The organism is Hydrocoleum sp. CS-953 (assembly GCF_002260545.1).
Classification (GTDB): Bacteria; Cyanobacteriota; Cyanobacteriia; order Cyanobacteriales; family Microcoleaceae; genus Trichodesmium.
On sequence record NZ_LGSU01001500.1, the window covers coordinates 18,872 to 32,719 of the forward strand.

Consider the following 13,848-nt stretch of genomic DNA (forward strand, 5'->3'; position numbering starts at 1 on the left):
AGACTTCAAGTTTTTAGTGAGATTTTAGCAATAGACATCTCCAAAAATGAAAAATAAAATCAATTCTTATCTAAAAATTGTCAATTATTTCTCCCTGTTCCCTCTTTTCTGGAGATGTCTAATGACAATGACTAGGTTAAATGGGAATATCTATCATAAATTCAGTACCTTTTTCCAGTTGAGAAATACACCTTAATTTTCCTCCATGTTGCTCGGTTACTATTTGGTAACTAATAGACAACCCCAGTCCTTTTCCTTGACCAACTGGTTTGGTCGTGAAGAAGGGGTCAAAAATACGTTGCTGAACAGTTGCGCTCATTCCTGGCCCATTGTCAGCAATGGAAATCCTGATAGTCTGGTTGTTCTGTATTTGAGTGGCGATCCTAATTTTAGGACACTCTTGCACTTCCGAGATAATTAAAGCATCAATGGCGTTGGTGAGAATAGACAGAAACACTTGATTGAGTTGACTGGGGTAGCAGTTGACTGGAGGTAGTTGACCATAGTTTTTCACTATGACAATATCTGGTTGGGAACCATTAACTCTGAGGCGATGTTGCAAAATCATTAAGGTGTTCTCTAATCCTTCATGGATGTCTACTTGCTTTCTTTGAGATTCGTCGAGACGTGAGAAGTTGCGTAAACCGAGAATAATCTGGCGAATGCGATCGCCACCTACTTGCATAGAATCAAAGATTTTTTCTATGTCGTCACATAAGAATTCTAGGTCTATTTCTTGTAACTTGTCTTGTATAACAACACTGGGGACGGAGTTTTCCTGGTAAAGGTTGAGCAGGTCGAGTAAGTCCTCGACATACCCGCGAGCGTGACTGATATTGCCTGAAATAAAGGTGATGGGATTATTAATTTCATGGGCAATTCCTGCTACCATTTGACCTAAAGAAGACATTTTTTCGGTTTGGATGAGTTGAGTTTGAGTCTGCTGCAATTGTTCCAGGGTTTGTTGCAAGTGTTGGTTGTTCTCTTGGAGTTCTTGGGTTCTCTGTTGAACTTTAAGTTCTAGGTTATGGCTATAGTTTTCTAGATGTCGGTAAAGTCTAGCGTTCTCAATGGAAATGGCGGCTTGAGCGGTAAGGAGCTTAAGAACTTCCAGTCGCTCTGAAGTGAACGCTTCTGTGGTGAGATGGTTTTCCAGGTAGAGGATGCCAATAAGTTTTCCTTGGTTAATCATGGGAGTGCAGAGGAGACTTTTAGGTGGTTGTTTGAGCAAGTATAGATCGGCACTGAAGTTGTTGTTCTGTTCGAGGTTGTTGAGTAGCAGTGTCTTTTGAGTTCGTTTCACAGTATTGATGATGCTGCGAGGTATGGTATCGGTTTGATCTAGGGAAATAATGCTTATATCACAACTTTTGTTATTGCATTGAGCAACAATTTCCCAATTATCAGGCTTATTTAACAATAAAACTCCTTTGTTAGCCCCCGCATTCTCAATTAAAATCTGCATTAACTTAGACAGCAATGCATCAAGTTCGATTTCTTCAGATATAGTTCTGGAGGCTTTGATAGCAGAGGTATGGTCTAGGAAAAGAGTTGTGCTAGTGACTGTATCTGAGGCTTGACTAGAGATGAAATTGTTATAGGAATTACCAGTTTCTCTTGTTTCCAAGATGGCGGTGAGAAGTTGAGAATATTTTGTTTCGAGCTGGTTGGTTTTTGCTTTTGCCCCCCAACGGGCGTAGCAATAGTAAGCTTCAATCATATAGTCGGCAGCAACTCTGTTTTTGCCCCACTCAAGGTAGAATTTGGCTGCTAGTTCGTTAGCTAGTGCTTCTTCTTGGATGTATTCATTTTCTTTTGCTCCTGCTATAGCCTGGTCGTAAAGTTCTATTGCTTCTGCTTTTTGTCCTTTAACTCGGCAAATTTCTGCTGCTACCAAATCTACCTTATGTTGATAATTCATGGGAGCATAATTCGCCCAATGCTGTTGCAGTTTTGCTTGGTTGGCTTCTACTTGTGCAAAGATTTCTGATGTTTCCCCAGACTTTAAACTTAAAGCTGCTAAAGCCGTCAAAGAATCATAGAAATAAAACACTGGTTCACCAATGAGTCCGACACCTGCCACTAAATATTTTCTGACTTCAATTGCCTGGTTTTGAGCTGATTCAATTTCTTCAAATAAATAGTCAAGCATCAGCTTATATATATAGAAGAAATACAACGCAGCAAATTGACGCGCTTTTAGCAATTCTAGAGACTCAACTTCTTGGAAAGCTTCACCAGACAAGATAGTTGGATTTTCTGCAACTCCCAGCAAATTCAACATACATTGCCAATGGATTCGACACCTACTAGCTGTGGTTAATAGATTCAATTGCACTAGAGCATGGCAGTAAGTACGAGTTTCCGGCTCCAATATCACAAGAGGCTTACCGCACCAAAAAGAATTGTAGCAAATGGTTTGAGCATTATATCCCGCATCTTCTACCTTTCCCACTTCTAGCCCGACTCCATAACCCTCTTTCAGCACTGGTAGTGTTGTGTTGATGTGAAATTGTCGGTGTAAAATGAAGTATCCCAACACACATAATACCTGGGGTTTAACAGCTTTAGCATCCATTTTTGCAACGAGATCGAGTGCTAATTGACCAAACTTAACCCCTACATCCACATCTTGCTTGATATTGCAAGCAATTATCCCATAGGCAGCATAAGCGAAAGCTGAAACTGATATATTTCCATATTGAATGGAGAGCTTGACTGACAAAGAAACCAATAAGGGAAATAAGATAGAGCCAGACATGGAAGCTGCTGGCATGATGCTGTTACTAATCTCAACAATGGCGATTTTTTCAACCTCTGTCATCTGAGGTAGGTGAATCAATTCTTTAATTTCCCTGTCTCCAATTAGTGTTTCAACTTCTGCAATTGCTTGTTTAATATCCTCCTTTGTAGGTTCCTCTGGAAAAGTGACACCTAACTTTTGTAAGAATTCTTGGGCAATGGCAATAGCTTGAGTCGGTTGACTTCGAGAAACATTAGATAGAATTCTAATGCGGTAAACATTCACCTGTTCTGATAAAGTATATGTCTGTGTAATTACCTTTTCAATGTACTGTTCCATAGCTTCAAAATCATTGCAGAGTGAAGCCAAGTCCGCCGTTAAGTTATGGAATTCTAAACTCATTTCATATTGACGTTCCCAGAGATCCTCTCCCAGCAAAGATAATCCTGTAGTAGCATATTCACGACCTCCTTGGTAAGCGGTGGCAGCTCTGGCTTTGCGACAGGCAATTAGGTTTAGCTTGGCTAATTCATCTCGTTCTTTTTGTTGAATAATTAAGCCTTTTCCATAATTTAATTGATTCACGATTTCAAAAATGTGGTCTACCCTTGCTTCTGGGGGTATCTGTTCCAGCAACAATTGTCCGATGTGGTAATGGGTTATTTGTTTTTGAGTATCTGGAATTAAAGAATAGGCTGCCTGTTGTACGCGGTCATGTAAAAAACGATAACCCACTGTTACCGTCTCATTTGTGGTCTGTTTGACACTACCTTGAAAAAAATTGTACGTTTCACTTATGGGTAAAATCAACCCTTCAAGTAATGCTCCCCAAATATCTCCTGCTACCTCCTCAATTGATTTCTCACAAACTACTGCCAATGTCTCTAGCTCAAACTGATTTCCTATACAAGCTGCCAACTTCAACACTTTCTGCGTTGCTGCTGACAATTTCTGCAAACGTCCAGCCATGAATTCTACTACATCATCTGTGATGGCTGCATTATGAACTTTCACTAGGTCACATTCCCAATAACCTAAACTATGATTAAATTTAATGAGTTGCTCTTCATATAACCCTTTGAGAAACTGTGTTGTAAAGAAGGGGTTGCCTTGGGTTTTTTGATAGACTAATTCAGTTAAGGGTACAGCTAATTCTTGACTAGAGTTCAAGGTATCTGCTACCAATTGATTAATGTCCTCTGGAGCTAATGCTTCCAAAGTAATGGTAGAAATAATAGCTTGATTTTTCTTGAGTTCACTCAAACTTAACATCAACGGATGGGCTGGAAATACTTCATTATCTCTATATGCTCCCAATAGCAATAAATATCCTCCTTCGCTACTACTCATTAAGACTTTCATTAAGTTTAACGATGCTGAGTCTGCCCATTGAAGGTCATCTAAAAATATTACTACCGGATGTTCAGGAGCGGTAAATACGGTAATGAACTTTTGAAACAATAAGTTAAAGCGATTTTGGGCAGCACTGCCAGATAGTTCAGGAATTGCTGGTTGAGTACCGATAATATTTTCTAGTTCTGGTACTACTTCAATTATGAGTTGAGCGTTTTCTCCCAAGGCTTTGAGTATCTTGTTTTTCCAATTTGTCAGTTCTGTATCTGACTCACTCAGTAGTTGTTTCATCAAGTCTCGGAAGGCTTGCACAAAAGCTGAGAAGGGTATGTTGCGATTGAATTGGTCAAACTTCCCTTTGATGAAATAGCCTCGTTGCCTGACTATAGGTTTATGAACTTCATTGACAACTGCCGTTTTGCCAATACCAGAAAATCCTGCTACGAGCATCATTTCTGCTCTGACTTCACTCCCCTTCACCCCGCTTTCAAAAGGGGTTTGGGGGGAATTTGCAACTCTCTCAAAGGAATCAAGCAGGGTTTGAACTTCCTTTTCTCGTCCGTAGAGCTTTTCAGGGATGAGGAAGCGATCGCTCACATCCCGCGTTCTCAATTCAAAGGATGTAATTTTCCCTGTAGTTTCTAACTGTTTTTGACATTTCTCTAAATCATACTTCAAACCCAAGGCACTCTGATAACGGTCTTCGGCATTTTTAGCCATCAACTTCAGCACTATTTCTTGCAACAATTCCGGTGCTTGAGTTGCTACTGGAAACTTGGCTTTCTGCGCAATATGACAATGCACCAATTCCATTGGATCGCTTGCATCAAATGGTAAATTCCCGGTTAGGAGTTCAAATAATGTTATTCCTAAAGAATAGAAGTCACTGCGATAGTCAATACCTCGGTTCATTCGACCAGTTTGTTCGGGGGATATATAGGCCAGAGTCCCTTCTAAAACATTGGGGTTGAGCAGTTGTTGTTGTTCAGTAGGTAATAAGCTGGAGATACTGAAGTCTATGAGTTGGACTTGCTTGGTTTCGGGGTGGATGAGGATATTGGCGGGTTTAATGTCTTTGTGAATGATGTGCTGTTGGCTCAGATAGTGGAAAACTTCTGCTAATTGAATAGCAATATTGAGGAAACTACTGAGAGTGTTCTCTGAGTTTTGCCAATAGTCGGAAAGAGCGATAGCTCCTGAATCTGGCATCATTAGAGCGTAGCCATTACCATAGCGTTCTAGAGTTATTGGTTTAACAATGGCTGGATGTTCCAGGTGACGGGTGATGATATATTGGTTCCGGAATTGGACTAATTCATTGATACTGGGGTGGGGGTTGCGTAATACTTTGATAATGACGGACTGCCCAGGGGAATTTCGGATAGCTCGATAGACTAGAGTGCGTGTTCCGGTATATATTTGGTTTGTTTCTTGATATGCAGGTAAGTTAAGTATCATCATTATCAGCTAAATTGAGAAAAGATAATTGCTATGATTTTATATCAAATTCGTTGACTTTGGAGTAATATCATGTCCGGTTGAACAGTGATAAATAAATAACCATGGAGGAGTCAGGAGTCGTAGGGGCGTTTTCCTGACGGAATGCTCCGCAAACATGTCGCGCAGCGAAACTGCCGTTAGCTTCGCATAACTATCGTTAACGCCCGTACAGGAGTCAGGAGGGAAGAAAGAAGAACAGGAAAAGAAGGAGAAAGTTTTTTTATCACGCTCTGATCCGGACATGATATAAGATAATATCAAATCCGGTAGTATCGGTGTAAAAAAGGGTAGAAACCGGGTTTATATGAAATTCCCTTGTACGGAGGTTGCATAACAAAAATGCGAACGTCCCTACCATCTATCTCCCATAAACCCGGTTTCTTATAATACTCCGAAGCCAACGGATTTGATATAATTCCTAAAAGTGGTATCATTTGGCGATTTTTAGGCTCTAGGCAGTGTAATAGTAAATATTGTACCTTCTCCCACTGTGGAATCACAGATAATCTTACCGCCGTGTTTTTCCGTAATAATTTGATGAGCGATCGCCATGCCTAAGCCTGTACCTTTCCCTACTCCTTTGGTTGTAAAACCATGCTCAAATATTCTCTCTTTCGTTTCTGGTTTTATCCCACTACCATTATCTTCTATTTCGATCTGCACTTGATTTTCATCTATTACAGAAGTATAAAGGGTAATTCGATTGGGATTTTCCTTAATCTCAGCTAATGTTTTACCCACATTTGCTTCCTCAAAAGCATCTATCGCATTTGCTAAAATATTCATAAATACCTGATTCAATTGCCCTGGAAAACATTCGACTAGAGGAATTTGCTCATACTTTCTCAGAATTTCTATTTCTGGACGTTTTTCATTAGCTTTGGTACGGTGTTTGAGAATCAGTAAGCTGCTATCAATTCCTTCATGGATATTAAAATTTGTCTTATGTTCCTGATCCTTGCGAGCAAATGTTCGCAAACTACTACTGATATTACGAATCCTCTCTACTCCCACATTCATCGAACCTAGCAATTTCGGTAAATCTTCACGAATAAACTCCAACTCGATCGCTTCAATTTCTTCTGCTATAACTTCTGTTGGTTGAGGATATTCTGATTGATATAAATCTATTAAACCGAGTAAATCTTGTACATATTCTTGAGCAGGCTGAATATTGCCTTCTAAAAACCCTGTGGGATTATTAATTTCATGGGCAACTCCTGCCATTAAGTTCCCTAATGCCGACATTTTTTCACTTTGAATTATTTGCAACTGTGCTTGTTGTAAATCTTGGAGTGCTTGAGTCGCCTGGCGATAGAGTAGGGCATTTTGTAGGGAAATAGTAGCTTGAGTACAGAGAAATTGTACTATGGTCTGACGGTAGGAGGTAAAAACTCCTTTGGTAGTAGAATGTTCCAGGTACAAAATAGCGACTAAGTTTCCTTGATGTAGCAATGGCAAACAGAGTACACTTTGGGGTTGGCGCTCTAGTAAGTACCCTTCAATAATTCCTGTGATTTCGGTTTGACCTTCATTAATGAGTACAGTTTCTTGGGTATGTTTCACATATTGAATCAAACGTATAGGTACTGGAATTTCTGTAGTTAGTACAAGGGATGTAGTTGAGGTTTCTACTGTGCCATCAGTTGCTACTTCGGCAGTTGCTCGTATTTGCCATTCGTCATTTTCGCGAATGAGTAATGCCGTTTTCTCAGCCCCAGCATTAATGAGAATAATCTCTACAATATCTGCCAGTAGTTGATTAAGTTCAATGGTACTTGATAGCGCTTGAGTTGTTTGAAGGATGGAAGCTAAGTCTAAGGTTTCAGATACTCCCGTCTTCGTGGTTTTACTGTGTGTAATTGATGTTAATTTTTCGGTAAGACTTTCTAGATTTTCCAAGGAATTTAATTCCTGCTGTTGTGGTTGGAGAATAGGAATTAGGAGTTGGGGATAAGTTTGTTCTAATTTGTCAGTTTTGGCTTTTGCTCCCCAACGGGCGTAGCAATAATAGGCTTCTTGCATATAGAAGGCTGCAGTTTTTTTCTTACCCCGGTCTAAGTAAAATTTGGCTGCTAGTTCGTTAGCTAGAGCTTCTTCTTGAATGTATTCATTTTTTTGAGCAATCTCTATAGCACTATCGTATAGTTCCATTGCTTCGTAAGGTTTGTTCAGTAAGCGACAATTTTCAGCTTCCACTAGATTCAATTTATGCAAATAGTTACTTGGCGCTAACTTTGCCCATTGCTTGAGTTTTTCAAGATCCTCAGCAATTGGTATGGAGTTTGCTAGCAGAATTAGAGCGTGATAAAAATAGAAGGCACCTAGCATTGCCGTTCCCGCAACACCAGCAATTTTAGATTCAGCTAACTTAGCAGTTTCTAGAGCGATATTTGGTGCAGCAAAGTGATAATTCAAGATCACTTTTTGGGTGTAGACGCTGCCAATGGAGCAAATATCTCCATCAGTTTGATGTTGAGGAAGACGCTCTGTTTCATTATAAACATTCCCTATAAGCATTGTAAGATCGTCACTTTCTCCTAGCCAGTTGCAAACAGCTTGTTGTTCAATCTGATGGAAATTGAGAGCGATAGACTGTTTGAGATGAGCGAGTGCTACACCATAGTCATCCAGTTTTTGTCGAAGTTCTAGTAAATTTTCTCCAGAAAAGTAAGCTAGTAAGCAATGATTAAAAATACAGTATGAAGCAAACTCTAAATCACCTGATTCTAATCCAGCTTGGTATCCCTCTAGTAATGGGTTAAGTGCATTTTGCAAATGTTCTTGCCAAATTCGCACAAATGGATAGACGAGGTTGAAAATTTTGGCTTTATACTCATTGCTTTTAGACAATTCCATTAACCGTAAAGCAATACTTCCAGCATGATTTCCAGATTCTATTTCCCCATTCAAACAAAGAATTAATCCATAGGTTGAAAACGCATAACCTGTCTCAGCAGCGTAACCAAACTGTAGAGATAACTCAATTTGCTTGAGAACAATCAATGGGTACAATTCTGGAGCGCCAATATAGGCACCTGAAGCTATAGTGCTGAGAATGTTTATTGCTGTTAGCTTTTTGGGATCGCTCATGGGTTCTAGATTAGCAACATCGTCAATTTTAGCTAATTGAGACTTAATGTTAGCTAGGGCAGATTCCATTATAGCTGAATCTGGCTCTGGTAATTCTACATCTAAGGATTCCAAGAGTGTCCGCGCAACTTTTATTGCCTCTGTCAAGTTGCTCCGTCCAATTAAAGATTGAATCTGGATGGCGATCGCTTTGGCTTGTTCGAGGATATCTGTGGTGTTGTGAATAATAGTCGCAACTAGGCGATCGACAGTCTGAAATTCACCCATTAAGGAAGCTGAGTTCGCTCCTTCAAGATGTATTTCTAGCACAATGGCAAAGTTTTGCTCCCAGGCATTAGCACTCAGGAGTTGTAGTCCAGTTTGGCAGTAATATGTAGCTGCTTCGTAGGCAGATGAAATTCTAGCTCTTCGTCCAGCTACAAGATTAAGATAGATCAGTTGCTCCTGCTCTTGCACAGAATCAATTTTCTCTCTACCCAAGTTGAAATGGTTGACGATCGCAAAAATATTTTCATCAAGTTTATTCTTAGGGGTTGTCTTGAAGAGTAGTTGTCCAATATGATAATGGGTTGTTTGTTTTTCTTCTTCTAGAATTAATGAGTAAGCTGCTTGTTGAACGCGATCATGCAAAAAACGATAACCAACGGCAATATCATCAACACTTTGCTCCTTAAACTGTTCTCCCTGGAAAAACTTATAGGTTTCGCTTTGGGGAATTATCAAACCCTCTTGTAGTGCTGCCCATAAATTTGTAGCTACCTCCTGTTGACTTTCTTCACATACAACCACCAAAGTCCCTAAGTCAAACTGGTTGCCAATACAAGCTGCCAACTTCAGTACATTTTGAGTTTCTGCTGATAGTTTCTGCAACCGCCCGACCATAAATTCTACAACATCATCTGTCAGAGCTAACTGTCGTATCTGTGTCAGATCGCATTGCCAATACCCTACCTCCTGATCGAATTTAATCCAACCATCCTCATGTAACCCTTTCAAAAACTGGGTGGTAAAAAATGGGTTTCCTTTAGTCTTTTGATAGACTAATTTAGACAATGGTGTGGCAATTTCTATTGTACACAACAGGGTATCAGCAACTAAACGAGTAATATCCACTGGCTCTAAAGCAGCTAATGTCAAAGTCTTGATATTGGCTCCCTGTTTATCAATTTCATCAAGTGCCAGCATCAATGGATGAGCCGGGAATACTTCATTGTCACGATATGCTCCCAATACTAGCAAATAACCACTATCCGACTCATTCATCAATAACTTCAGCAAGTTCAATGATGCCGAGTCTGCCCACTGTAAGTCATCTAGGAAAATTACCAGGGGATGATCTTTTGTGGTGAATACCCTCATAAATTTGCCGAACAGTAGGTTGAAGCGATTCTGTGCTGCACTGCCAGACAATTCAGGTACTGGTGGCTGTTTACCGATAATCTTTTCCAACTCTGGAATCACTTCTATCAGCACTTGCCCATTTTCTCCTACTGCCTCTAGGATTTTGATTTTCCATTTGGTTAGCTCGGCATCGGATTCACTCAACAATTGACCCATCAAATCTCGGAAAGCTTGCACAAAAGCAGAGAAGGGTATGTTACGATTGAACTGGTCAAACTTGCCTTTGATGAAATAGCCTCTTTGCCTCACTATGGGTTTATGAACTTCATTGATAACAGCCGTTTTCCCAATCCCAGAAAATCCTGCTACTAAAATCATTTCTGCTCTTCCTTCTCCCTTCTTTTCCTCCCTTCTCCCCCTTTTCAAAGGGGGTAACGGGGGATTACTAACTCGTTTCTCCTGCGGAGACGCTAGGCGAACAAAGGCATCAAGTAGCTTTTGTACTTCAGTTTCCCGTCCGTAGAGTTTTTCAGGTATGAGGAAGCGATCGCATACATCCCGCGTTCCTAACTCAAACGATCTAGTTTTTCCTGTAGTTTCTAACTGTTGCAAACATTTCTCTAGATCGTGCTTTAAACCCAAGGCACTCTGATAACGGTCTTCGGCATTTTTCGCCATCAATTTCAGGACAATGCTTTGCACTACTTCTGGTACTTGAGCTTCTTTGGGAAATTCGCCTTTTTGAGCAATATGACAATGGATTAATTCCATTGGATCATCTACATCAAACGGTAACTTTCCTGTAAGCAGTTCAAAGAATGTTACTCCTAGAGAATAGAAGTCGGTACGATAGTCAATACCTCTGTTCATGCGTCCGGTTTGTTCCGGGGAGATATAAGCCAGAGTGCCTTCCAGAACATTTGGGTTGAGTTGTTGTTGTTGTTCAGTAGGTAGTAAGGTAGAAATACTAAAGTCTATGAGTTGGACTTGCTTGGTTTTGCGGTGAATGAGAATATTACTGGGTTTGATGTCTTTGTGGATAATACGTTGTCCACTCAGATAGTGGAGAGCTTCTGCTAGTTGGATAGCAATGTGGAGGAAACTACTGAGAGTTTGTTCTGAGTTTGGCCAATACTCAGAGAGGGCGATCGCTCCTGAGTCTTCCATTATTAAGGCATAACCGTTACTATAGCGTTCTAAGGCCAGAGGTTGTACAATTGCTAGATGTTTGAGGTGACTGGTGATGATGTACTGGTTGCGGAAGGTAACTAGCTCATTAAAGTTAGGGTGGGAGTTGCGTAATACTTTGACAATTACTAGCTGCCGAGGAGTTGCTCGGATAGCTCGATAGACCAAGGTGCGTGTTCCAGTATATATTTGCTTTGTTTCTTGATAACCAGGTAAGTTGAGCATCATCATCACCAGAAAAATTCAGAAAAGATAATTCTTATAATTTTACTACATTTTTACCTACTAGCGTGTCTAGACTAAAATTGTGGGTGTTTGAGCAGCCACGAGCGAAGACCTCTCCTTCCAGGGAAGGTGAGATATCCCCCCTTCCCTTCCCTGGAAGGGGGTTAGGGGGTTAGGTTTTACATTTTCAAGCTTGACGCGCCACTAGAGTTTCAATAAAATTTGACTTCCTCAAAATTTGCTTGAATTATCATTAGACATCTCCGGGAAAGGGGGGGGGTAGGGACGTTGCATGCAACGTCCCTACGGAGTAGATAGAAATATAGCCGTTTTCACAAAGGTAGACTACAAAACTTCTTCCTTCTTCCTTTAAACTCAAATCTCTGTACTCTAAAAAACATGAAAACTGCTATAATTGATTTGATTTTTGATTGTCGGAAATGTCTATTTGTTTGTAGTAGAGCTTTATATCAAATCCGCTTAATTTGGAATATCTATGATAAATTCAGTACCTTTTTCCAGTTGAGAAATACACAGTAATTTTCCTCCATGTTGCTCGGTGACTATTTGGTAACTAATAGACAACCCCAGTCCTGTTCCTTGACCAACTGGTTTGGTCGTGAAGAAGGGGTCAAAAATACGTTGCTTAATAGTTTCGCTCATTCCTGGCCCATTGTCAGCAATGCAAATCCTGATAGTCTGGTTGTTCTGCATTTGAGTAGTGATACTAATTTTAGGATACTCTTGCGCTTCCGAGATAATTAAAGCATCAATGGCGTTAGTGAGAATAGACAGAAACACTTGATTGAGTTGACGGGCGTAACAATTAACTGGAGGTAGTTGACTATAGTTTTTAACTATAACAATATCTGGGCGGGAGTCATTTCCTCTGAGGCGATGTTGCAAAATCATTAAGGTGTTCTCTAATCCTTCATGGATGTCTACTTGCTTTCTTTGGGATTCATCCAGACGTGAGAAGTTGCGTAAACCCAGAATAATTTGGCTGATGCGCTCGCTTCCTGTTTGCATAGAATCAAACAGTTTTTCTAAATCCTCATATAAGAATTCTAGCTCTATTTCTTGTAACTTGTCTTGTATAGCATCACTAGGAGCGGAGGAGTTTTCCTGGTAAAGGTTGAGCAGCTCTAGTAAGTCTTGGACATATTCGCGAGCATAAGTGATATTACCTGAGATAAAGGTAATGGGATTATTGATTTCATGGGCAATTCCTGCTACCATTTGACCTAAAGAAGACATTTTTTCAGTTTGAATAAGTTGAGCTTGGGTTTGTTGTAATTTTTGCAAGGTTTGTTGCAAGTGTTGCGTTCTCTGCTCAACTTTAGTTTCTAACTCCTGGTAAAGTCTGGCGTTTTCGATGGATATTGCTGCTTGGGCGGTCAGCAGGTTAAGAACTTCTATGCGTTCTGGAGTAAAAGCTTCTGTAGCGAGGTTGTTTTCTAGATAGAGAATGCCAATCAATTTTCTTTGGTTGAGAATGGGACTGCAAAGGATACTTTTGGGTTGTTGTTCGAGCAAATATGGGTCAGTGGTGAAGTTATTGTCTTGTTCCAAGTTGTTAATGATTAAGGTCTTTTGCGTCCGTTTGATAGTATTAATAATTGTATAGGGTAGGTTTTCGGTTTGCTCTTGGGAAATAGTGCTTGTGTGACAAGTTTCGTAATTGTATTGAGTGATTATTTCCCAATTATCAGAGTTATTTAACAATAAGACTCCTTTGTTAGCTCCTGCATTCTCAATTAGAATCTGCATTAATTTAGATACCAAGACATTGAATTCAATTTCTCCAGAAATAGCCTGGGATGCTTTGATAGTAGAAGCCAAATCGAATGCAGAAGTCATGCTGGTAAAAGTGCCGAGAGATTGGGAGGAACTAGGAAAATCTGTTTGAGTAGAAACAGACTGAGAAGATTTTTGGAGGATAAGCGTTAGGAGTTGAGGATAAGTTTGTTCAAGTTGGTCAGTCTTAGCTTTAGCTCCCCATTGAGCATAGCAACTGTAAGCTGACTGCATATATCCGACTGCAAATTTCTCCTTACCCCAGTCTAAGTAAAATTTGGCTGCCATTTCGTTTGCCAAAGCTTCTTCTTGGATATATTCGTTAGCTTGAGCTTCTGCTATGGCGCGATCGTATAGCTCAATTGCTTCTAGTTTTTGCCCTAGACACCGATATCGTTCTGCCTCAACTAAAAGATATTTATGTAAAAAGTTTTCCGAACAACTATCTGACCAAATTTTGAGCTGCTGCTGATTTGATTCTATTTGCTGCCAAGCATTGCTCTGTTCTTCGGCAGACATACCAGAATACATATTAGAGTTGTTGGGAAATAAGGTAAAATGGTTCAAGCAGAAATTGGCCAGAAGAATGCTAAATATTGAACGAGCCT

Annotated in this window: 3 protein-coding genes; all 3 read right to left on the reverse strand. The window is 40.1% G+C overall.

The window, feature by feature from the left end; all coding sequences use genetic code 11:
- Positions 1 to 136: 136 nt before the first annotated feature.
- Positions 137 to 5,554, reverse strand: coding sequence for an ATP-binding sensor histidine kinase (locus AFK68_RS34225; protein ID WP_094678884.1), 5,418 nt, complete (start codon positions 5,552 to 5,554; stop codon positions 137 to 139).
- Positions 5,555 to 6,040: 486 nt separating this feature from the next.
- Positions 6,041 to 11,449: an AAA family ATPase gene (locus AFK68_RS34230; protein ID WP_371357701.1), complete on the reverse strand. Its 5,409-nt coding sequence runs from the start codon at positions 11,447 to 11,449 to the stop codon at positions 6,041 to 6,043.
- 474 nt (positions 11,450 to 11,923) lie between these two features.
- Positions 11,924 to 13,848, reverse strand: a 1,925-nt coding sequence (locus tag AFK68_RS34235) for an ATP-binding protein (protein WP_143438601.1), incomplete at its 5' end; no start/stop codon positions are given.